24 protein-coding genes are annotated in these 22,124 nt (G+C 65.3%); 14 read left to right on the forward strand and 10 right to left on the reverse strand.

The genetic code is table 11. The annotated features are described in order from the left end of the window. The first annotated feature begins 28 nt into the window (after positions 1-28). On the forward strand, positions 29-1,090 hold the full coding sequence (locus tag ACN8ZM_RS29915) for an AraC family transcriptional regulator (RefSeq protein ID WP_420211575.1): 1,062 nt from the start codon (positions 29-31) through the stop codon (positions 1,088-1,090). Between the two features lie 83 nt (positions 1,091-1,173). Continuing rightward, positions 1,174-1,479 carry a hypothetical protein gene (locus tag ACN8ZM_RS29920; protein ID WP_043179279.1) on the forward strand — a complete coding sequence of 102 codons (306 nt, stop codon included), beginning with the start codon at positions 1,174-1,176 and terminating at the stop codon, positions 1,477-1,479. Between the two features lie 35 nt (positions 1,480-1,514). Here the strand turns inward: ACN8ZM_RS29920 and ACN8ZM_RS29925 are convergent, their stop codons facing one another. Continuing rightward, positions 1,515-1,811: a hypothetical protein gene (locus ACN8ZM_RS29925; RefSeq protein ID WP_301768579.1), complete on the reverse strand. Its 297-nt coding sequence runs from the start codon at positions 1,809-1,811 to the stop codon at positions 1,515-1,517. A 489-nt stretch (positions 1,812-2,300) separates the two neighbouring features. On the opposite strand from ACN8ZM_RS29925, the gene ACN8ZM_RS29930 reads away from it, so the two are divergent. Further along, a complete protein-coding gene (locus ACN8ZM_RS29930; RefSeq protein WP_043178999.1) occupies positions 2,301-3,875 on the forward strand; it encodes an EAL domain-containing protein in 1,575 nt (524 codons plus the stop codon). A 368-nt stretch (positions 3,876-4,243) separates the two neighbouring features. Here the strand turns inward: ACN8ZM_RS29930 and ACN8ZM_RS29935 are convergent, their stop codons facing one another. The 6 genes from ACN8ZM_RS29935 to ACN8ZM_RS29960 all read right to left on the reverse strand — a co-directional run bounded on the left by ACN8ZM_RS29935 (position 4,244) and on the right by ACN8ZM_RS29960 (position 6,795). Beyond that, the gene (locus ACN8ZM_RS29935; protein WP_420212689.1) at positions 4,244-4,441 is read right to left on the reverse strand and encodes a hypothetical protein; all 198 of its coding nucleotides are present in this window, start codon (positions 4,439-4,441) and stop codon (positions 4,244-4,246) included. A gap of 18 nt (positions 4,442-4,459) precedes the next feature. Next, complete coding sequence (gene rpsU / locus ACN8ZM_RS29940) at positions 4,460-4,672, reverse strand: 30S ribosomal protein S21 (RefSeq protein ID WP_420211576.1); 213 nt, start codon at positions 4,670-4,672, stop codon at positions 4,460-4,462. Between the two features lie 33 nt (positions 4,673-4,705). After that, positions 4,706-4,915: a hypothetical protein gene (locus ACN8ZM_RS29945; protein ID WP_420211577.1), complete on the reverse strand. Its 210-nt coding sequence runs from the start codon at positions 4,913-4,915 to the stop codon at positions 4,706-4,708. Positions 4,916-4,962: 47 nt separating this feature from the next. Next, positions 4,963-5,241, reverse strand: a complete 279-nt coding sequence (locus ACN8ZM_RS29950; protein ID WP_420211578.1) for a hypothetical protein — start codon at positions 5,239-5,241, stop codon at positions 4,963-4,965. Positions 5,242-6,033: 792 nt separating this feature from the next. After that, the gene (locus tag ACN8ZM_RS29955) at positions 6,034-6,237 is read right to left on the reverse strand and encodes a cold-shock protein (protein WP_174914418.1); all 204 of its coding nucleotides are present in this window, start codon (positions 6,235-6,237) and stop codon (positions 6,034-6,036) included. A gap of 273 nt (positions 6,238-6,510) precedes the next feature. Then, a complete protein-coding gene (locus tag ACN8ZM_RS29960) occupies positions 6,511-6,795 on the reverse strand; it encodes a hypothetical protein (protein WP_420211579.1) in 285 nt (94 codons plus the stop codon). 702 nt (positions 6,796-7,497) lie between these two features. On the opposite strand from ACN8ZM_RS29960, the gene ACN8ZM_RS29965 reads away from it, so the two are divergent. After that, positions 7,498-7,713, forward strand: coding sequence for a hypothetical protein (locus ACN8ZM_RS29965; protein ID WP_420211580.1), 216 nt, complete (start codon positions 7,498-7,500; stop codon positions 7,711-7,713). A gap of 202 nt (positions 7,714-7,915) precedes the next feature. Here the strand turns inward: ACN8ZM_RS29965 and ACN8ZM_RS29970 are convergent, their stop codons facing one another. Further along, on the reverse strand, positions 7,916-8,836 hold the full coding sequence (locus ACN8ZM_RS29970) for a hypothetical protein (protein WP_420211581.1): 921 nt from the start codon (positions 8,834-8,836) through the stop codon (positions 7,916-7,918). A gap of 51 nt (positions 8,837-8,887) precedes the next feature. Next, positions 8,888-10,012, reverse strand: a complete 1,125-nt coding sequence (locus ACN8ZM_RS29975) for a sel1 repeat family protein (RefSeq protein ID WP_420211582.1) — start codon at positions 10,010-10,012, stop codon at positions 8,888-8,890. A gap of 214 nt (positions 10,013-10,226) precedes the next feature. Between ACN8ZM_RS29975 and ACN8ZM_RS29980 the strand changes: the two genes are divergently transcribed. Further along, complete coding sequence (locus ACN8ZM_RS29980; RefSeq protein WP_420211583.1) at positions 10,227-10,523, forward strand: hypothetical protein; 297 nt, start codon at positions 10,227-10,229, stop codon at positions 10,521-10,523. A 129-nt stretch (positions 10,524-10,652) separates the two neighbouring features. Here ACN8ZM_RS29980 and ACN8ZM_RS29985 read toward each other — a convergent pair whose 3' ends face one another. Next, positions 10,653-11,150: a hypothetical protein gene (locus ACN8ZM_RS29985; protein WP_420211584.1), complete on the reverse strand. Its 498-nt coding sequence runs from the start codon at positions 11,148-11,150 to the stop codon at positions 10,653-10,655. 142 nt (positions 11,151-11,292) lie between these two features. On the opposite strand from ACN8ZM_RS29985, the gene ACN8ZM_RS29990 reads away from it, so the two are divergent. From ACN8ZM_RS29990 to ACN8ZM_RS30030, 9 genes are all read left to right on the forward strand, one after another. Continuing rightward, on the forward strand, positions 11,293-13,677 hold the full coding sequence (locus tag ACN8ZM_RS29990) for a DNA polymerase II (RefSeq protein ID WP_420211585.1): 2,385 nt from the start codon (positions 11,293-11,295) through the stop codon (positions 13,675-13,677). 501 nt (positions 13,678-14,178) lie between these two features. Next, on the forward strand, positions 14,179-16,245 hold the full coding sequence (locus tag ACN8ZM_RS29995) for an FUSC family protein (RefSeq protein ID WP_420211586.1): 2,067 nt from the start codon (positions 14,179-14,181) through the stop codon (positions 16,243-16,245). Further along, the gene (locus tag ACN8ZM_RS30000) at positions 16,242-16,466 is read left to right on the forward strand and encodes a DUF1656 domain-containing protein (RefSeq protein WP_043179006.1); all 225 of its coding nucleotides are present in this window, start codon (positions 16,242-16,244) and stop codon (positions 16,464-16,466) included. The genes ACN8ZM_RS29995 and ACN8ZM_RS30000 overlap by 4 nt, the downstream gene beginning before the upstream one ends. A gap of 2 nt (positions 16,467-16,468) precedes the next feature. Then, the gene (locus ACN8ZM_RS30005; protein WP_089453952.1) at positions 16,469-17,368 is read left to right on the forward strand and encodes an efflux RND transporter periplasmic adaptor subunit; all 900 of its coding nucleotides are present in this window, start codon (positions 16,469-16,471) and stop codon (positions 17,366-17,368) included. Then, complete coding sequence (locus tag ACN8ZM_RS30010) at positions 17,362-18,774, forward strand: efflux transporter outer membrane subunit (RefSeq protein WP_420211587.1); 1,413 nt, start codon at positions 17,362-17,364, stop codon at positions 18,772-18,774. Before ACN8ZM_RS30005 ends, ACN8ZM_RS30010 begins: the two co-directional genes overlap by 7 nt. A gap of 113 nt (positions 18,775-18,887) precedes the next feature. Next, positions 18,888-19,835 carry a transcriptional regulator CynR gene (gene cynR, locus ACN8ZM_RS30015; RefSeq protein WP_043179008.1) on the forward strand — a complete coding sequence of 316 codons (948 nt, stop codon included), beginning with the start codon at positions 18,888-18,890 and terminating at the stop codon, positions 19,833-19,835. A 452-nt stretch (positions 19,836-20,287) separates the two neighbouring features. Then, positions 20,288-20,587, forward strand: coding sequence for a hypothetical protein (locus ACN8ZM_RS30020; RefSeq protein ID WP_420211588.1), 300 nt, complete (start codon positions 20,288-20,290; stop codon positions 20,585-20,587). Positions 20,588-20,667: 80 nt separating this feature from the next. Beyond that, complete coding sequence (locus ACN8ZM_RS30025) at positions 20,668-21,633, forward strand: LysR substrate-binding domain-containing protein (protein WP_420211589.1); 966 nt, start codon at positions 20,668-20,670, stop codon at positions 21,631-21,633. A 155-nt stretch (positions 21,634-21,788) separates the two neighbouring features. Continuing rightward, complete coding sequence (locus ACN8ZM_RS30030; protein ID WP_420211590.1) at positions 21,789-22,124, forward strand: DUF4148 domain-containing protein; 336 nt, start codon at positions 21,789-21,791, stop codon at positions 22,122-22,124.

Consider the following 22,124-nt stretch of genomic DNA (forward strand, 5'->3'; position numbering starts at 1 on the left):
CCCCGCGTTGACACTTGCGGACGATTACTTGACACTTTCCGCCATGCCCGCCGCCTCCCCGCTATCGACGCAGCGCGTCTACTACTCGAGCACCTACGTGCGGCTGCTGTTCGACTATCTGTCCGAGCAGGGCAAGGATGCCGCGCGCGTGCTCGGCGAGGCGCGGCCGCCCGAGGACGATCGCGGGCTCACGCTGTACGCGAGCGCGCACTGGCGGCGCCTGCTCGAATGCGCGGTACGTGCGCTCGACGATCCGCTGCTCGGCCTGCACGTCGGCCAACGGATCACGCCCGCCCACCTCGGTGCACTCGGCTACGCGCTGCATGCGTGCCGCGATGCCGGCGCCGCCCTCGCACGCTGGCAGCAATACGAACACCTGATCGCGAACGTAGCGCGCATGGAAGTGCGGGTCGAGGCGGCCTCGGTCGCGATCGAATGGCACGACGCGCCCGAGCCGCTCGGCCCGCTCGTCGATGAAGTCGCGCTGACGGCCATCGTCCAGTTCGCGCGCAACATCACCGGCACGCGTCATGGGCCCGACGAGGTCTGCTTCGTACACCCGTCGCCCGCCAACGAACGGCCGTATGCCGATTACTTCGGCTGCCCGGTACGGTTCGGCCAGCCGGTGAACCGGCTCGCGTTCCCGTTGCACCTGCTCACGCAGCCGCTGCGCCAACCGGACGACGCGCTGCTGCAGATGATGGAACGCCAGGCGAGCGCGCTGCTTGCCGAGCTGCGGCAGACGGACGATCTCGAACAGTCGGTGCGCGAAGCCGTCGCGCGCCTGCTGACGCAAGGCGAAGCGAGCATCGAACAGATCGCGTCGGATCTGCACGTGTCGTCGCGCACGCTGCATCGACGGCTTGCCGAACTCGGGCTCAACTTCCGGATACTGCGCGAGGACACGCGGCGGCGGCTCGCGATCGACCACCTGAACGATCCGCGGCTGACGCTCGCGGAAGTCGCGTGGCTGCTCGGCTATTCGGAACACAGCGCCTTTACGCGCGCCTTTCGGCGCTGGACCGGCGAATCGCCGCAGCAGTGGCGCAGCCGGCAACCTGCGCGAGCGGCGAACGTCGCGCGCGGCTGAGCGCGGCGCGCCGCCATGGCCACCGCGCCGCCGACGAACTCGCGTCCGCCCGCGCGGTCGAACGAGCATCGCCGGAGAATCCCATGAAACGCGTTGCCCCTGTCGCTGTCCTGACCCTGCTTGCCGCCATCAGCTTGCCGGCAGCCGCCGGCGCAACATCCGGTAGCGCCGAGCCGGCTCCCGTTCAAGCGCACGCGAAAAACTGCGTTCCGTCCCGCGATGCCACACCCGACGCCCGCTCGCCGTCGAAGGCGCCGCCGATCCGCGTATGCGTCGGCGATTCCAATACGCAACTGAACCTGCCGTGGTTCCTGACCGATGTCCTCACCGCGGTGGACACGCACCAGTCGGCCGGCGATCTGCTCCGCAAGATGCGCAACGATTTCTGACTCGCGGCTCGCGCGATGCATCGCGACCGCATCGTTCATTCACCGCCAGATTCCTGCAGCACCTGCACGAACGTGCCGACGATGCCGGCACACATCGCGGGGTCGGCAAGGCGGCGCAGCAGCGCGAGCAATATCTTTCGTTCAGCTTTCGAAAGTGGCCCGTGCGCACCGCTGATGGTGTTGTAGCGCGGCGTCCCGCGTGAAGCGAGCGCGCGATCGAGCAGGTAGTTGTGGGCTTGCCCGTTCACGGCAATCCGGATCCACAGCGAGCCGCCGTCGGTTGCGGCTGCGCCGTCGGTCACGACGACCGTGGGCACGGTGTTTTCTTCCATCTCAACGCTCCGGCGAGACGCACGACCGTGACGCGCGGTGACCGCTTGCAAGCCGGCGGCAGGTCGACGAAAACAACATTTCGCAGGAATGTTTCTCGTCGAGACACAATGACAAAACTACACCAATTGTTGAATAACAATATTTCACAATCTCTCGTCACATCTTATACTTGCCGCGCACCATCCTCGTGCCAAGAGACGGTGTTTTTTCGTCCCGGCCGCACGACCCTGCGGCCGGGGGTTTTTTCGGTGTGCTACGTCGATAACCATGCGCTGCATGCACATGTTTATAGCGGCCAGCCTCCGGAATACATGGCCGATTGCGACGGGGCTGCCGCAGATGCCCGTCGCGACCGTAGAATCGATCGCATCGCGAACCCGGCGCGCACACCACCTTGCCCGAACCCGGCATGACGCATGCGCGACGTGGGTGGATCGACCGGTTCGACTGGCTGCTTCATACACACAACACCAAAGGCGACCGCGGGAATGTTGGCGTTCACGCCAGGCTCGAAGCCCGTTTTCCAGCGCAGCGGCGCGTGGCCGCGAGTCGTCTTTTGCGTCGCCGTAATCGTTTGCGTGCTCGTGCCGGCGTGCGCAATCGTGCTTGCCGACCGCTACGCGCGCGATACCGTCACCCAGCATGAACGCGTGATCGCGAACGACATCGTGGCATCGGTGGATCGCATCCTCGACGGTGCCCGCCTGCGACACGTGGACGAACTCACCGCGCTCGTCGGGCGGCCATGCCCGACGGTATTCCGGACCCTCGCCGAGATCGGCACGCGCCTGCGCTACCTGCGCGCCGTCGCGCTGGTGAACGACGGCCGCGTCATGTGCTCGTCCGCGCTGGGGGCGATCGACTTGCCGCTCGGCGCCTACACACACGAACCGGAACCGGGCTCGACGCTCGTCACGCTGTTGCGCCAGACGCCATTCCAGCAAGGCATCCCGGTGCTGCCCGTGTTTTACGCCATCGCGCCCGGCGCGGGCGTGCTCTACCTGATCGAAGGCGACTATGTGGCCGACGCGCTCGCGCACGGCGCCCGCTACGGGACGGAAACCGCGACGCTGTCGATCGCGGGTTCGGGCCATCTCGATCAGCACGGGACGTTCACGCCGGAATCGGCCGCGGAACCCGCAGGCGGCAGCACGATCGCGTCGCCTCGCTGGCCGTTCACGGTGTCGGTTGCCGCCTCCGCGCACTATGCGTCGCAAGTCCAGCACCACTACCGGCTGATCGGCATCACGATCGTGCTGCTGGCGGATGGCCTCGTGATGGCGGCCTACCTGCTGGCGATGGCGCCGCGCCGCCTGCTGCTGAAGGCCGTCCGCAACGCACTCAGGCGCGACGAACTTCATGTCGTGTACCAGTCGATCGTCGATGTCGAGACGCGCAGGACCGTCGGCGTCGAGGCGCTGCTGCGCTGGCAGCATCCCAAGTGGGGGGCCATCAGCCCGGCCGTGTTCATCCCGCAGGTCGAATCGAGCGCGGTGCTGCCGAAAGTGACGGAATTCGTGCTGCGGACAGCCGTGTCGGAACTGTCCGCGCTGACGCCGGCCATGCCGCTGCGCATCGCCATCAACATCGCGCCGAAGGACCTCGAGCGCACGCAGTTCGTGTCCGTCGTCGAGGAGGCAATTCGCGCGCTGCCGCCAGGCTTTACGCTGGTGCTCGAAGTCACCGAGCGCATCCTGCTCGAAAAGAACGCGCGAACCACCGCGATCTTCCATGCGCTGCGAGCGAAAGGTGCGAAGTTCGCGATCGACGATTTCGGCACGCATCACAGCAATCTCGACATGCTGTCGCGCTTTCCGTTCGACTACGTGAAGATCGATCGCCAGTTCGTGTCGCCGCTGAACGGCGGCAACGCGGGGTTGATCGAGGGGATCGCGACCGTTGCGCATCACTACGACCTGAAGATCATCGCGGAGGGCGTGGAAACGGAAGCGCAACATCGCGCGCTGCATGCGGTCGGGATTCAGTACGCGCAGGGCTACCTGTATCAGCGGCCGCAGCGTGTGGAGCATTTGAAGCAGGATTTCGCGTCGGTGTCGGTGTAGCGGCGTTGCCGCATGCTCAATGCTGCATGACCACCGCCGGCGCGGAACCTGCCTGCCCCTATGCCAGCGCGACCACGTCAGACCTACGCTCGAAGGTAGGGGCCGCACTTCATCCGCACACTCAACCGGTCTGCCGGGCATCCCGTCGAGAGCCCGTCTCCGCAAATGCAGCGTTGTCGACCGGGTGAACCGACTCCGCTACCCGACGTGAAGCATGGCCTATCCGGACATGATCGAGCCACTCGCGAGTCTGCCTTTGCGTGGCGAGTTGCAGCTCAACAAGAACAGGAAGCAGGGCCACGTACTTGGTCGCGACGCGCATGGCTCATCTTTGGGTTGTCGATGCTCGCGAGTGTGTCGTCGTCAGCTCATCCCTGAATGCTGAGCGCCTTCTCTATCGCGGCGATCAACTTGAACGCATCGTCGCGTCCGATCAGAAAACCGCGGCTGGTGTACTCGCATCCGAACGCATAGAAGCTCGGCAGCAGCGTCACCATGTCCTTCTGCCGATCGAAATCGACTTCGCATTTCGTCAGCGGGAAAAACGGGGGCTCCTCGTCCGGCATCTTGTACACGATGCGCTCCTAGTACATTTTGCGCGGCGGCAACATGCGCTTCGCCCGCAAGCGCTGTCTAGCAACGGCGCTCGCCTTTTTCCGCTTGCGTTCCGTCGTGGGCTTTTCATAGCCGGTGCGACTGCGCAACTCCCGGATCAGCCCGGTTTTCTCGATGTTGCGCCGGAACCGTCGCAGCGCGACATCGATGGGTTCGTTAATCTTCAGCGTAATGGTTGTCATCGTGATCCTGTTTTCAAATGGTTGAACGGAAAACTAGCCGAGTCGTGTCATGACGGCACTCGCTATCTCGTCGGATTCGAACTCCGAATATCCAGCCCCGATCGACAATGCGCGCACTGCCACGAACATTTGCAGCTCCGGCTGACGACACTGCGCTGAATCGGCTATTCCGGCCGGCAGGTTGGCGTCGGTCCGGATGACCTCATGCCGCCTGATCAAGCCGAGCAGCTCGTCGATGATCATTTCGTTCTCCGAATGGATGACACATCGCGTGACCTTGACGATTCACCTCAAGGCGTGCCGGAAAAGAAGCCTTGTTTGTCGCGATTGTCGTCAATGATGTTCTCGGCATAGCGCAGCGAAGCACGACGTGCATCGCCGGCGCTGCCGAACGGGGCGTTGTCGCGCAACCGGAAAGTCTGGCTGCGCGTCAGCGTATCGCCGCGCAGGCAAATCTTGACTGCCGCATCGAAACCGGCATCGTAGTTGTGCGGGCAGCCATCCAGCACCGGCACGTGAGGGTAAATCAGTGGATAGATCTCGAATCCACGGTAGACATGCATGCTCATGACAAGCTCCTGGCGTTCGGCCGCAACGAATCGCACGGGCGAACACGGCCGGCCGGTATCCCCGTTGCGGGACGGGCCAGTAGGGTGAAAGGGACAACGTTGCAGCGCGGAGGCGGGGCGATGCAGCAAGCGGGTAGATGGAGGGGCGAGCGACCGGCGTACCAGGGTCGACCGGATGAACCCATCATACGCGCATCGCTTGCCGAGCGTCCAACTTATTCCGGATTGCGTACAACAGCGGACGGAGGGTCGGCAACCGCACGATGTCGGGTTGCGAGGTATCGCGGGCGGAAGGCGTCGCCTTGTCCAGACCAAGGCGGGCACGATCCGGCCAGCGTCGCACGATTCGCTTTCCTGGCGAAGCGGCCGGCGGCTCCCCTCGTCACGCGGGATGATCCCGATCGCTATTGCGGAGCCGGCGTGCGCTTTTTCGGACGCGATTTCGTGGCCGAGGCCGGCTTGGGCGGCACCCAGTTCAATGCCGTGCCAAGCTTGGGCAGCACGATGGCCGGCTTGACGCGCGGCGGTGCCTTGTTGCTGCGAGATTGACCTCGAGTCATGCGAATTCTCCTGCTACGCCGCTTGCACGATCCGATGAGCGCTACTCGTCCGATCACGCATGCGCTACGAAGGCGGTTGGCGCACCGGCCTGCATGCGGGCGACGTCCCGATGCGAAACGGCAGGCCCTCTCGGACCTGCATCGAGACACGTGGCACCCGCGACGACGGCGCGTAGCGCAAGAAGCGGCGGTTACGTGCCGCTCCGTGAACGAGGCGAACGACTCAGGCCGATTACAGAGGGGTGATGTTCGACGCCTGCAGGCCTTTGGGGCCGTTCTTTGTTTCGTAGCTGACTTTCTGGCCTTCGGCGAGGGTCTTGAAGCCGTCGCCGCGAATCTCGGAGAAGTGCGCGAACAGATCGTCGCCGCCTTTGTCGGGCGTGATGAAGCCGAAGCCCTTGCTGTCGTTGAACCACTTGACGGTACCGGTATCCATGTTAGATCTCCTGAAAATGGACGAGCGCATGCGCCCACGCGGACGCGGGAAAAGAATCAAGGAGGGAGAGGACAACGAATACCGCAGGCTACGGTCGATGATGAGCAGCAATCGCGCTTCTTGAATACTTCAGCGACTGACAGTACGTGGCATCACAGAGTGTGTCAAGCGCTTTCGGCGGACGGGCAGACCACGCGGCCGTCGTCCGGTCCTCACCGATCGACGATCAAACTGGCAGAGCACTCGACGACCATGGCCACCTCGGCGACAACATCAGAGCGTGGCCAGCAAACGCAATTGATGCTCGGTCTCGGTTCCATTGATCAACGCAAAGAACCCGGTCTCCTGACGCTCGACCACCGAAAGACCCTCGGCGGCGGAGAAGCCGTTCCACGCGACGTCATCGACATGCGCAAACCCTCCGCGGGCTCGCGCAAACGCGCACAGCAACGGGCTCGCTTCGCGGCGGAGCACCAGGCGGTCCGCATTCAATACATAGGGTGGCCAGCCGGTACGAAGGACGAGGTAGCAGGGAATGGAACTGTGATCGATTTTCATGGGGGCGCCGTTTCGTCCGGATCCGGTTCGTGCAAGCCAGGGCACGGCCTGCTTCAAAGTCGACGACACATTCGCAATGCCAACCTGAAGCATCGACGCCCTTGCACGGCCCGATGCCCGGACGATGTCGCCCCTGAATGCGAGGACTGATCCACGGAACCGGCGACAAGGCTAGCCCCACTATACGCGCTGCCGCCGTCGCGCACACCTTCGCGGCAACCCGAAGGCCGGCTGCGGCTGCAGGCGTTGCTCGAAATTTCGCTATACAAACGTATGGAACGGCGTACGATCAAACCGTCGGATGACCGGTGACCGATTCCCGCGCATCGCTCGGCATACCCGCTGAATGCGGTCTGGCCCCTCACCGTGACCCAGCGTCCGTGCACCATTGGATGGCGCCCGCGCTCCCCCTCTTGTCCCGCCGCCTGAGCGTTGCTCCGAAGGGTTGCCGAAGCAACGGGTTCCCCCCTCCCCCCAAGGCGACATGTCATTCGCCAGCCTGTCCGTGACCCTCGCCGCGAGGTCGATACGGATGATTTCCCGACGTTCGTGCCCGGTCGCGCGCCACGCTGCGAAAACGGGTCGGCAGGTCGTGATTCCGGTCAGGAAGCGTGCCAGGTCGTCGCACGTCTTGATGTCTGACTGTTTCTTGCGCTGCGCCCGCGACAGCCTGGCTCGCGGTAACCCGACAGGGAGGAAGCCATGCTATTCAACTTGACACGGTTCCAAATCGATCCCACCCCTCGCAGGGCAGATGGAGAGTACATCGCGCATGCGAGGATCACCACGATTCTTCTGGGCGGAGATGAACAGGAAGTACACACCAGCGGCGATCTGGCCGGCTTCGATGCGCGTGATGACGCGGTTGCATACGCGACAAAATGGGCCGAACGATGGCTGACCGCCCAGTTTGGTTGAACAGGACGGTTCGCTCGTGCCGCACCGGACGTCACGCGCAACGCATGCAGACCCGAGGCAATACCGTGCCAGCCAGCAACCGGTCTGGGGAACGAATGGGTTACCGGTAACGGCCGGTGCGCTGCTATCGGCATCAAGCGACCTCGATCAGACCGTTCCAGGGATGTCAGAAGATGAGAGCAGATCTATCCACTTGCGGCCTTCATGCAGACGGCATGCGTTGTGACGTTTCGGCGGCCTCGCGACGCGCAGCGGCATAGAACACGCGGAACCATACCCAGTAGGCCACGCCGGTTCCGGCAAGAGCAACGATCGGCATCACTCCGGACAGCAAACTGATTATCCCGAGCGTATCGCCCACCACGCTCAGCACCCCGTAAGCCACCAGCAATACAGATACCATCGACGCGAGCGACGCCCCCAGCAGACGCCAGACGTGCAGCCGACCGAGTTCGCGCGGCAGGCCGAACATCGCGCCGGCGAAGACGACCGCGGCGCAAATGACCAGGCCTCCGACATAGTTCAACATCACAAGCTTGAGATTGTCGTCATAGTAGTTGAGCGACATCAGCACGGCTTGCGGCATGAAGAGCAGCAGTGCGCTGGCATACAGCCAGGCCGCGAGACCCGCAATGGACCGTCGTGGATTACCGCGCGCCGCCCCGGGCAACGCATCGTTGCGGAACAGGTAGGCGACAAACCACCACGCCAGCCCGGCCACCAGCGCATAGAGGACGGCATTCACCGGGGCGATGATCGTCCCCATTTGCGCAAGGCTAAGGGCACCACTATCCAACAGTCCCGTCAGCGCCTGGTATACCAGTATCTGCGCGGCCTGCCAGAGCAGCAGGCATAACGCGTAGGCTGTCAACGGCCGCACGGGACGGCGGAATGCAAGCCGATCGCGATGCTCTCCGTGCCATCGGACGATCAGGAAGACCAGGCCGGTTCGAAATACCAGGCTCTGGATGAAACTGGACAGTTGCACAGCCAGCACACCCACGGACGGTGATGACCTCGTCGACCACACGTAGAGGACGATCAGGAACTGCGCCGTGGTAATGGCCGCTGCGATGAGTGCGGCGGCGCCGGGTAACGAGCGTTTCCGGGAGGGTGAGGTCATCGGGATTCCTGGGTAAATGGAGTGATCAGTCAATGGTGTCGCGCCAGACCGTCAGGTGAATTGTTCCGGGCCGGGTTGACCGGTTCGTGCCACCGTACCCAACGGCAAACGGGACGCGGCGTTGTCAGGTTGCTCGGTGTGCGAGGTGTTGTCTGCCGATCCCGGGAGCGGCAGCCCTGTCGCCGGATCGAGATGCCTGGCCTTCGCCATCTCGTTGACGAGCGCGTCCGTCGGTTGCTTCGGCGGCGTGGCCGCATCCCGTTCCTTTTGCCACTGGAACGTGCCGTCCCATGGCGGGAGCCTGGCGGGCGGTAATGGAACGATCTTGTCGATGTCGGGTACGGTCGGGTTGCGGCCATCGTTGGCATCGAGAAATTTCCCGATCAGATCGTATCGCCGGGTCCGTTCAGGATCGCTTTGCAGCGCGAGGTAATCGAGCTGATTCGACGGCGGCGGTCCTTTGAATCCATCTCTCAGGAACGAGGCAGACAGGGTATCGCCTGCGCTTACCCCTTTCTGGAAGGTCCTGGCAGCATCGGGATACAAACCCCCTGTCTTTTGATCGACACCCAGCAAGTTGGCAGCCTGACCGGATCCTTGATCGGCTGCACAGGCCAACATTTGTCTCGCGATAGCGGGCGCTTTATCGTTGGGCAACAGCAGGTTTCCAACATAGAACTGGGCTTCTGGATTGCCAAGATCGGCCGCTTTGCGAAAGTAGCGCAGTGCGCCCTCGGCATCCTGCTTCAAACCATAGCCTGTCTCGAGAGCGTGACCGATATCGTAGTAGCCGCTCGGGATACCTTGCTTGACCAGTTCCATGCCCAGGCCGACAACCTCGGCCGGCGCATCGGGGGAGTTGGCCAACCCCTGTGACACAAGCGATTGCAGGTTCTGGTTGGCCTTGTAATGATCGTGCGCCGCTGCGATCCTGTAGTAGCGGGCAACATCATTGAAGTCCCTGGGGCCGTTCTTCTTTTCCAGGTATCGCGCGTAACGGAACAGGCTGTCGGCCTGCGGATCGAGTGGCGGCAATCGGTCCGCCTGATGCGTGCAGGTGAACGCAAGATCGGCGCGCACGGCACCCATGTCAGGCGATGAGGTCGCCTGGGGCGCTCGTTTCGTGCATGCACACAACAGAACGGGCAACACAACCACCCAAAGGTGTCGGTTCATGGCTCAATCGCTACGACCATACGGTGCGCAACCATAGCGCCTCTCTCGGAATGATGTTGTTCTTGACCGGCGATTCTACGAACGATGATTCCGTGACGTCAATCGGGCGGTATTCAAATCATTGAAAACCTGAATGCGCCACGCATGCTCATGCTCATGAAGGCCGTCAGCCGTCACCGGCCTCTGCCGCACTACACCGTCCGGAACGCCCGCCATGCCCACCGCCCTGCTGCTACGCGCAACCCATTCGCACCTGTATCCCGGCAGCGTCGTGACCTTCGACAATGACGCGCCGCGTTCCGCGAAGCCGCATCCGGCCGTGATCGAATTCGCCGACGGATCGGGCGCGGCCGCCACGCTCGCCCGCGTCGACGACGACGCGCTCGAACTCTCCGTCGACGCATATGTGACGCAAAAGCGGCACACGGTCGCCGCGCGCCGCTGGCTGCTCCAGCCGTTCAATACCGCGCGCACCGAGTGGCGTGTCGCGCAACGGCTCACCGTTGCCTGATTCCGCGCCGAACAGCAGGCGCGCGCAGAACACGCGCCGGCGGTGAACGCGATGCGAACGATGAATGCACGTGACCCGCCATGTATCAGGTCGTGCAAATCGGGTGACGACAGTAGTGAACGATGCCTGTCAGCATGCCGGCGGATGATCGGGATCGGACAGGCATGTGTCCCGATAGGCGTCGTCGACGGCACGCAGAAATGCCTTCCGCCCATTCTCCAGTGCCGTTGCCGTATGCTCGTCGGGCGAAACCGGCATCACGCGGCCATCGGGCGACATCGAATAGCCGAGATCGACGAACGCATCGTCCGGTGCGCGCTTCGATCCGATCCAGTAGCCGATCGAAACCGAGCTGGCAGCCCCGGTCGCGCCGTTGTAACCCACGTCGAATCGTCCGGCCTTGAAGATGCGCGGCCGCATTTTTTCCGCATAGGCGAGCACTTCGGCAACCGTCGCGCCATCCTTGGTGCGATGCCGCTTGACCGCCTGTATCCAGTTGGCTTCCGTGGCGGCCGGCAGACCCTTCGATGTCGGGGCCGCGAATATCGCGCTCCCGTTTCCACCCAGGCAGGCCGCAGCAACAACGTAACCGGCAACACGTGCGATGCGATCGATCGCGAGTTTCATTAAACGATTCCGGATTGGTTCATTCGACTCCGAATCATACGATCATTGGCCAGGACGCCGGGACGGTATCGCCCCCATCCCGGCACACCACCCGCTCAAGCGCTAAAATCCGCCGCCTGGGCATCCACGACGAGCGAGCGTTTTGACGGAGTTCGAGCAGGGTTTCATCCTCACCCGCCACTGGCGGGACACCGCGACCGGCATCGAGATCGAGTTCTGGCTGGCAACCGAACGCGGTCCGCGCCGTGTGCAGTTGCGCCCGCAGGAAGCCGTCGCATTCATTCCGGCCGAACAGCAGGGGCTCGCCGAACGCGCGCTGGCCGGCGAGCGCGATATCGAGTTGCGTCCGCTCGCGCTGCGCGACTTCCGGCAGCGCCCGGTCGTCGGCCTCTATTGCAAGCGCTACCGTCATCTGTCCGGGCTGCAGAAGCGCCTCGCGACGGCCGGCGTCGACGTCTACGAAGCCGACGTGCAGCCGCCCGACCGCTACGCGATGGAGCGCTTCATCACGGCCTGCGTGCAGTTTCGCGGCCAGCCCGGCCGCGACGGCACGCTGACCGGCGCCGAATTGAAAACCGCGACCGGCTATCGCCCGGCGCTGCGCTGCGTGTCGCTCGACATCGAAACCAGCGTCCACGGCGAGCTGTATTCGATCGCGCTCGAAGGCTGCGGGCAACGGCAGGTCTACATGCTCGGCCCGCCGAACGGAGACGACAGCGACGAAGCCCGCGCCATCGACTTCCGCCTCGACTACTGCGACAGCCGGCCCGCGATGCTGGCGCGGCTCAACGACTGGTTCGACGAACACGATCCCGATGCGGTGATCGGCTGGAACCTCGTGCAGTTCGACCTGCGCATCCTGCACGCGCACGCAGAGCAATACGGCGTGCCGCTGAAGCTCGGGCGCGGCGGCAGCGTGCTCGACTGGCGCGCGCACGGCCAGCAGCCCGACCACTTCTTCGCGGGTGCGGCGGGCCGTCTGATCCTCGACGGCATCGACATGCTGAAATCCGCGACGTGGACGTTCCCGTCGTTCAGCCTCGAATACGTGTCGCAGTCGCTGCTCGGCGAAGGCAAGTCGATCGACAACCCGTACCAGCGGATGGACGAGATCCAGCGCCGCTTCGATCACGACAAGCCCGCGCTCGCGCGCTACAACCTGAAAGATTGCGAGCTCGTCACGCGCATCTTCGACAAGGCCGACCTGCTGTCCTTCGCGCTCGAACGCGCGAGCGTGACGGGCCTCGCGGCCGATCGCACCGGCGGGTCGGTGGCGGCCTTCACGCACCTGTACCTGCCGCGCATGCACCGGCTCGGCTATGTCGCGCCGAACCTCGGCGACGTGACGGGGCAAAACAGCCCCGGCGGCTTCGTGATGGATTCGCGCCCCGGGCTGTACGACTCGGTGCTCGTGTTCGACTACAAGAGCCTCTATCCGTCGATCATCCGCACGTTCCTGATCGATCCGGCCGGGCTGATCGAAGGGCTCGCGAATCCCGGCGACGACGCGTCGGTGCCCGGCTTTCTCGGCGCGCGCTTCTCGCGTACCGCGCACTGCCTGCCCGATATCGTGCGCCGCGTATGGGAAGGCCGCGACGAGGCGAAGCGGCAGCGCAACGCACCGCTGTCGCAGGCGCTGAAGATCATCATGAATTCGTTCTACGGCGTGCTCGGCTCGACGGGCTGCCGGTTCTTCGACCCGCGCCTCGCGTCGTCGATCACGATGCGCGGCCACGAGATCATGCACCGCACGCGCGAGCTGATCGAAGCTCAGGGCTACGAAGTGATCTACGGCGATACCGATTCGACGTTCGTGTGGCTCGGTCGCGCGCACGACGACGACGAAGCCGGCACGAAGGGCCGCGCACTCGTCGAACACATCAACCGCTGGTGGCAGGCGCACCTGCGCGACCACTTCGGGCTCGAGAGCGCGCTTGAGCTGCAGTATGAGCGGCACTACCGCCGCTTCCTGATGCCGACCGTGCGCGGTGCGGAAGAAGGCAGCAAGAAACGTTACGCGGGCCTCGCGGCGGCCGCCGGCGGCGGCGAGGATCTCGTCTTCAAGGGGCTCGAAACGGTGCGCACCGACTGGACGCCGCTCGCGCAGCAGTTCCAGCGCGAGTTGTACCGGCGCGTGTTCAACCGCGAGCCGTACCAGGATTTCATCCGCGACACCGTGCGGCGCACGTTGGCCGGCGAATTCGACGACCAGCTCGTCTACCGCAAGCGCGTGCGCCAGCCGCTGCGCGAGTACGAGCGCAACGTGCCGCCGCACGTGCGTGCGGCACGGATCGCCGACGAGTTCAACCAGGCACAGGGCCGGCCGCTGCAGTATCAGCGCGGCGGCTGGATCAGCTACGTGATGACGACGGCCGGCCCCGAGCCGCTCGAAACCATGCGCTCGCCGATCGACTATGCGTTCTACGTGAGCCGCCAGCTCCAGCCCGTCGCCGACGCGATCCTGCCGTTCCTGCGCGACGACTTCGAGCGCGTAATCTCCGGTCAGGGGCAGCTGTTCGGCGACTGACGGAACGCGATCCGGCCTGCCCGGTTGCGCGTACAACCGATTCCCCGCACGTCGCCCATCACGCGCCCGCGATGAGTCTGCCGATTCGTCCGCGTCGACATCAATCGGCATTCTTGCGCCCCGGCACGCCGCACGATAAGTAAAACCGATTGCCCCGGTCAGAAATCCGACTTGGACGCCGCGCGCGCCGCAGCGCACAATTTCGGGCATCGCAATCGAATGAAACCCTGATCCTTCCTACCCGAGTTTCCGTGGCACCCGCCGTCCCCCCAACGCGTGGCCATGTGCTTGAATAACAAGGAAAAGGCGCGCACTCGTGCTTGACATGCCTGCCACAACACCCCGCTTCGCGTGGACGCTTTTTTCCATGCACCCCGCCGCCCTCCCGCGTCGCACACGCCGCAAAACGGCGCCGCACGACATGACGTGCGGCGCTCCGCCTCCCGCGCCCTAGCGCAATCGCTGCAATCCCCTTCGCCAGTCTCGCCAAAGGAACCCGACGTGTCGCAAGCCACTGTCGCGCCGCTTCGGCCGCGCGACCCATTCTCCATCGATCCGAGAAAGCTCCTGTTCTCGATCAGCACGTTTATCGCGGCCGCACTCGTGCTGCTGATCTCGTTCACGGTCAGCTTCCCGCGCCCGTGGTGGGCGCTGCTGACCGTCTACGTGACCTCGCAGCCGATGGCCGGCGCCTTCCGTCCGAAGACGATCTACCGGCTCGCGGGCATCGCCGCGGGCGCGGTCGTGTCGGTGGTGGTCGCCCCGAACCTGCAGAATTCGCCAGCGTTGCTCGTGCTGTGCCTCGCGCTGTGGATCGGCTTCTGCATCTATCTGGCGGTGCTCGACCGCACGCCGCGCGCGTTCCTGTTCCAGATGGCCGCGTTCAGCTCGGCCGTCATCTGCTTTCCGTATCTCGACGATCCGACCAACATCTTCATCACCGCGGTGTCGCGCGTCGAGGAAATGACGGTGGCGATCCTGTGCGTGACGATCACGCACATGCTGCTGAAGCCCGCGAACAGCCGGCCGGTCATCCACGAACGCGCGCTGTCGTTTCTCGGCGATGCGTGCCGCTGGACCGCCGAAGCGTTCGGCACGCATCACACGCGGCTCGAGCACGAGCATCGCCGCAAGCTCGCGGCCGACGTCACCGAACTCGGGATGATCGCGACGACGCTGCCGTTCGACCAGCGCTTCGCACTCGCCACGCGCGACACCGTCACGGCATTGCAGCATCGCCTCGCGGCGTTGCTGTCGATCGCATCGGCCGCCGCGAACCGGCTCGACCAGTTGCGCTCGCTGAACGCGGTCGATGCGCAAACCGCCGCGCTGGTCGATGCGGTGATCGACGACCTGCACGCGTCGCAGGAAGTGGGCGAAGCGCTCGACGTCGGCCTCGCCGCGCGTTGCCGTGCGCTGGCGGCCGAGCGCCTGGCCGACCCGGCCTGGACGTCGCTGCTCGCCGCGAACCTGTTGGACCGCACCGCCGATTTCATCGACACGCTGCACGCGGCGCGCGGGCTCGTGCGGACCTTCGCGGAAAGCGATGCCGAGCTCGAACGCCACCTGCCGCCCGCCGACGGCACGCGCCGCTTCAAGCTCGCGCGCGATCACGGCCTCGCGCTGCTCGCCGGTGCCGCGACGACCACCGCGATCGTCATCTACTGCGCGGTGTGGATCCTGCTTGCCTGGCCAAACGGCTCGGCAACCGCCGCGTTCGCCGCGCTCGTCACCTGCTCGTTCGCGGCACAGGACGATCCCGCACCGGTGATCGGCCGCTACCTCGTCTCGACGCTCGTCACCTTTCCGCTCGCCGCGCTGTACCTGTTCGTGATCCTGCCGCGTGTCGACGGCGCCGGGATGCTGATCCTGACGCTTGCACCGGCCTTGATCTGGATGGGCTACATCCAGGCCGATCCGGCGCGCACCGCGCGCGCCCTCCCGATGTTTTCCTGCTTCATCGTCGCCATGGGCTTTCTCGATCGCTTCCAGGCCGACTTCGCGCTGTTCCTCAATACGGGGCTCGCGCAGGTCGGCGGCATCGTCACGACGCTCGTCGTGACCAAACTGTTCCGCTCGGCCAGCACGCGCTGGACCGCCTACCGGATCGTGCGCCAGAACTGGGCCGATCTCGCGCAGATGGCCGACCCGCACCGGCCGCTCGACGCGCCGACCTGGACCGCGCGCGCGGTCGACCGGCTCGGCCAGGTCGCCGCGCGCATGGCGTTCGCGAATCCGGGTGATGCGCTGCATGCGGTCGACGGATTGAGCGACCTGCGCATCGGCCGCAACATCATCCAGGTGCGAGAAGGACTCGACAGAAGCGATGCGCAGACGCGTGTCGCGATCGAGGCCGCGCTCGAGGCCGTGTCGGCGCTGTATCGCGCACGCGCCGACGCGCACCATCCGGTTCCCGCCACCGCATCGCTGATGCGCACGCTGAACCGCGCGATCGGTGCCGCCGCGCGCAATACGACCGGCCGCGACGACGCCACGCTGCTCGCGCTCGTCGGCATGCGCTGCAACCTGTTCCCGCATGTGCAACTCGTCGAAGGAACGACGCGATGATCGAAGAGATCCACATTTTCGGCATCTACCTGCCGTCCGCGCTGGCGTGGGCCGTCGTCGCGCTGATCGTCACGTTCCTGTTGCGTGGCGTGCTGCTTCGCCTGCCGCTGCGCGTGCTGCTCTGGCAACCGGCGCTGCTCGAACTGGCGGCCTTCTTCCTGCTGTGGTGGGGCATCGCCCGTCTCGCCGACGCGTATTTTCCGTATCGCCTCCTTTCCTGAACATGAAGCGAATCATTCCCCTGTTACGCACCGTGCTGACGGTCGCGATCATCCTCGGCATCCTCGGCGCGATCTACGGGCTGTGGGTCCGCTACCAGATCGAACCGCTCACGCGCGACGGCAAGGTGCGCTCCGACGTGGTGCCGATCGCCCCGGACGTCAGCGGGCTCGTCACCGACGTGCGCGTACACGACAACCAGAAAGTGACGAAGGGCCAGGTTCTGCTCGTGATCGACCCGTCGCGCTACCGGATCGCACTCGAACAGGCCGACGCGAACGTCGCGAGCGAGCAGGCCGAACTCGACGAAGCGATTCGCGAGGACCGCCGCAATCGCGCGATGCCGGACGTGGTTGCCGAGGAATCGACCCAGCAGGGCACGACACGCGTCGAAAAGCTGCGCGCCGCGCTCGCGCAGGCCCGCTCCGCACGCAACCTCGCCGCGCTGAACCTCGAACGCACGCTCGTCCGCGCACCGATCGACGGCACGGTGACCAACGTCGGGCTGCTGCCGGGCGTCTATCTGAGCGCCGGCAAGGGTGCGATGGCGCTGGTGAACGACACGTCGCTGCGCGTCGAAGGCTACTTCGAGGAAACCAAGCTGCCGGCGATTCATGTCGGCGATCCGGCCAGCATCTATCTGATGGGTGTGGCGAGCGAGATCCGCGGCCACGTGCAGAGCATCGCCGGCGGCGTCGAGGACCGCGAGCGCGCGGGAGGCGATGCCCAGCTCGCGAACGTGAACCCGGCGTTTACCTGGGTGCGGCTCGCGCAGCGCATCCCGGTGCGGATCGCGATCGATTCGGTGCCGCCCGGCGTGCGGCTCGTGCCGGGGCAGACCGCGTCGGTCGAGATTCATGCGCGGGCCGGCGACGTCACGGTACACCGGAGCCTGCCATGGTAAGCCTGCGTACGACTGCCATCGCAGCGCTGTGCATCGCGCTCGCCGCATGCGCGGAGGTCGGCCCCGACTATCGCGTGCCGTCGAACGCACTCGTGAACGCACCGGCCGCCAACCATGCGTTCGTTGCGGGTGCATCGGTTGCGTCGAGCGACCCGCTGCCCGACCACTGGTGGCGCCTCTACAACGACCCGACGCTCGACGGCCTGGTCGAAAAGGCGCTGGCAAGCAACGTCGACCTGCGCGCCGCGCAGGCGAACCTCGAACGCAGCAATGCGCTGCTCGCGGCGACGCGCACCGCGCGCGAGCCGAGCGCCGGCGTCGACGCATCGACGAACTACACGCAGCAATCGGCGGCGTCGGTCCTGTCGCACGTCGAGCCGCCGCGGCACGAGATCTACAACATCGGACTCGAGATGAGCTACGACCTCGACCTGTTCGGCGGGATCCGGCGCGGGATCGAAGCGGCATCCGCCGACAACGAGGCCGTCGCCGCTGCGCGCGATCTCGTGCGCGTGAACGTCAGCGCGGAAGTCACGCGTGCGTACTCGGACCTGTGCAACGCCGGCAACCAGATCGACGTGCTGCAGCGCTCGATCGACGTCCAGCAGCGCCGCCTCGCCCTCACCCGCCAGCTGATCTCGAACGGACGTGCGCCGACCTTCGAGCAGCAGCGCGACCAGGGCGGCATCGAGAACAGCCGCGCGCAGCTCGCGCCGCTGCGTGCGCGCCGACTGAACGCAGCGTTCCGTCTCGCGACGCTGACCGGCCAGCCGCCGGAAAACTACGATCGCGCGCTGCTGTCGTGTAACAAGCCGCTCGAACTGTCGACGCCGATTCCGTCCGGCGACGGGCGCGCGCTGCTGAAGCGCCGGCCCGACGTCCGCGCGGCCGAGCGCCGGCTCGCCGCGTCGACCGCGCGCATCGGCGTCGAAACGGCCGCGCTGTATCCGGACATCAGGCTCGGTGCCAGCATCGGTTCGACCGGCGGCGCGGCCGCGTTCTTCACGCCGCTGACGAACCGCTTCGCGATCGGCCCGATGGTCACGTGGAATCTCCATCGCAGCACGATTCGCGACCGCATCGACGCCGCACAGGCCGACAGCCGTGCGAGCCTCGCGCATTTCGATGCAACCGTCCTCACCGCGCTGCGCGAAACCGAAACGTCGCTCGACACCTACGCGGGCGCGCTCGACCGGCTGCAGCGCCTGGAGGCATCGCGCGACGCGGCGCGCGACGTGATGGCGCGAACCGAAGAACTGCGGCGCGGCGGGCGGGTCGGCGGACTCGCGGCACTCGACGCCGAGCGCACCTGGCTCGCGGCCGAAACGGCCGTTGCGGCGGCCCGGCAGGACGTGAACAACGACCAGATCACCACGTTCCTCGCACTCGGAGGCGGCTGGCAATGACCAACCGTGACATCGTCGCCGAATACCCGGCCCCATCGCGTTCCGCCGCCCGCCTTCCGGCGCATAATGGCGAGATGCCGGACCTACGTGACCCGCGACCCATTCCGCGAAAAATGAAGTTCACCCAACGCAGCCCGCTGCTTCGCAACATCAGCTATCTGCTCGCGATCGACGAGCACCGCAATTTCACGCGCGCGGCCGAGGCGCTCAGCGTGTCGCAATCGGCGTTGTCGCAGAAGGTGCGCCAGCTCGAAGACGAGCTCGGTGCGCAACTGTTCGACCGCAGCGGACGCATGGTCCAGCTCACCGATTTCGGCAGCGTCTACCTCGAATACGTGCGCCGCGCGCACAACGACCTGCTCACCGCGCAGCGCGCGCTGCACGACGTGCACGACCTGTCGCGCGGCAAGCTGCGGATCGCCTTCACGCCGACTTTCACCGAGTATCTGGTCGCGCCCGTCATCGAGCTGTTCCACGAGCGTCATCCGGGCATCGTGATCGAGATGAACGAGATGTCGCTCGACGCGGTGGAGGCGGCGCTCGGCGACGACCAGGTCGACCTTGCGTTCGGGTTCGTCGATGTTCGCAACGACGAAATCGAGGCCGAAGCGCTGTTTCCCGAGCGCCTGATGCTCGTGGTCGGCCGGTCGCATCCGCTGACCACCCAGCGTGAGCCCGTCACGCCGCTGCAACTCGCCGACACGCCGCTCGCGCTGCTGACGACGAGCTTCGTGTCGCGCTTCTATGTCGACAGCTATTTCCAGACATACGACATGCAGCCCGATGTCGCATTGCAGGCGAATTCGATCAGCGCGGTACTGAAGATCGTGAGCCGCGGCAAGATCGCGACGATCCTGCCCGGCACCATCGAATTCGAGCACCGCGACTTGCAGTACGTGCCGCTCGATCCGCCCTTCCCGGTGCGGACCGTTGCGCTGCTGCGCCGCAAGGGCGCCTATCGCACCGTCGCGTCGACCGCGTTCGCCGATCTGGTTCACGAGATGCTCGAGCACGGCAGCCTGGCATCGCTGCGCACGATCACGACGCTCGACCACGCCTGATCTTGCAGGGTGCGTCGTCCGCGTGACGACGCACCGGCATACTCCCCGCACAAGCGCTTGACGCCGGCGCTCGCTCGACGAGCGCGATGACCGTCACCTCACACTTCCATTTTTATAAATTTTGATTCGCAATCCATATCAAATGGATTCAGATGCGAATGAGTCATCATTTTGTCTTATCGACAGGATCGGAAATTCGCCTTGGACGCGATCAGGGATTTCCTTCATTCTTTCACTATCGATTCCAGGTGAATCGGTCGCGCCGAATCCCGGCGTCGAGACTCCGGATCTTGTGTCGCAGACACCTTCCGCACTACGTTGATGACGTCGATAACGTCGACCCGACTCGACAGAAGGTCCGACACGCTCCCCGGCATCGACAGGACGATTCGACTGCCCCGGCATGCCAGGTCGATCTGGAACACCATATCAAATTATTATCGGAATCCTAAATGATACATCCTGTCCTGACCCGTCTCGCCGTTGCATTGATCGCTTTCTCGGGCGTCGCCGCCAGTGCCTGCGCGCAGCAGCAACCGGCTGCGCCGGCGGTTCGCCAGGCGGCGCAACCCACCGCCCCGGCTTACACCGCGCAACTCGCCGCGCGTTCGAGCGACGACAAGGGCACGCAGGCCTCCGCCGCGACCAAGACCGTCGTTCCGCTTCGCGTTGCGCCGGCAAGCCATCCGGCCGCGCCGGATGCCGACTGCGTCGGCCCGGCGAGCTTCTGCAACGTCTACTTCGGCAGCTGAACCCGCAAGCGTCATCCGGCCCGCTGCGGACGCCGCCGGCACGCCACGCCTCTCCCTTCAACGCCTCCCCGGAAACCGACGTGAATCATCTGTTCAGTGCGATGCGGGTCTTTCTCAAGGTTGCAGACACGCACCATTTCTCTCATGCAGCCCATCAGCTGAATCTTTCGCCGTCGCTGGTGACACGCTATGTCGGCGATCTCGAATCGCACCTCGGCGTCAAGCTGCTGCAACGCTCGACACGCAAGACGGTGCTCACCGGGATCGGGATCCGCTACGCGGAAGCGTGCCGTGCGCTGCTGAGCGACCTCGCCGAAATCGAATCGCGCGCCACGCAGGAATCGAGCCGGATCGCGGGCGACCTGAACGTCGTCGTGCTGCACAGCGTGATGTCGCCGGAGCTCGCCGGCCTGTTCGCCGACTATCAGTCGCGCCATCCGGACGTGTCGCTGCACATCACGCTGACCGAATCGGAAGTCGACCTGCTCGGCGGCGGATTCGACGCCGGCATCGTCGCCGACACGATGATCACGTCGGTTTCCGTCGTGTCGCGCACGCTGGTCCATGCACCGCTCGTCGCCGTCGCGTCACCCGCCTATCTGCTGGACGCGGCCGCGCCGCGCCGGCCGGTCGATCTGGCCGCGCACCGCATCGTCGGCCTGGCGACCGGTGCACGCACCTACCGGTGGGCCGGCCCGAACGGCACGATCGACACGATCGCGCTCGACGCGCCGATCACGGTCAACAGCGCACTGATGCAGCGCCAGCTCGCGCTGGCCGGCAGCGGTGTCGCGCTGCTGCCCGAGTACATGGTCGCGAACGACCTGCGCATCGGCACGCTGACCCCCGTGCTGGACGACTACCGGATCGTGAACGACAGCGTCACCGTCTCGCTCGTGTATCCGGGCCGCGAATTCCTGCCCGGCAAGGTCCGCGCATTCGTCGATCTGACGGCCGCACGCTTCAGGCTGCCGTCGCTCGCCGCACCGCGGTCGTCGGGGGCCGTGCAGGCGGGAACGGCCATCGCGGCGATCGCCGATGCCTGATCGCATCGGCGCGCGCGTCGCTCACGCTCGCGCCTTCTGCAACACAGCTCGCCGGGAATCGCCGTGGATCCGGCCGTTCCGGGCACCTGAACCCACCCCATCGGTCCGGCCTGCCGCAGTCGCGCCGAACCGCAACGAAACCATCTGAGGAAATCGTGAAATCCATCATCGTCACCATCGTCACCGTTGCCGCTACCGCCACCGTTCTGCTCGCCGCACCGTCCGCGTCGTACGCGCAGTCGTCGCACTCGACGCTCACGCGCGACCAGGTACGCCAGGAGCTGTTTGATCTCGAATCGGTCGGCTACGACCCCGCGGCCGGCGACGGCGGCAACTATCCGGACGACATCGTCGCCGCGCAGGAACGCCTGGCCGTCAAGCGCCTCGCCGAACGCAAGAACACCGAAGCGGCCTACGGGTCGAGTGGCGCGCCGGGCACGTATTCGGGCACGTATTCGGGCGCGCCGGCGGTCGCAACGGTGAAGCGCTGA

It is taken from the genome of Burkholderia aenigmatica, assembly GCF_048627025.1.
Classification (GTDB): domain Bacteria; phylum Pseudomonadota; class Gammaproteobacteria; order Burkholderiales; family Burkholderiaceae; genus Burkholderia; species Burkholderia aenigmatica.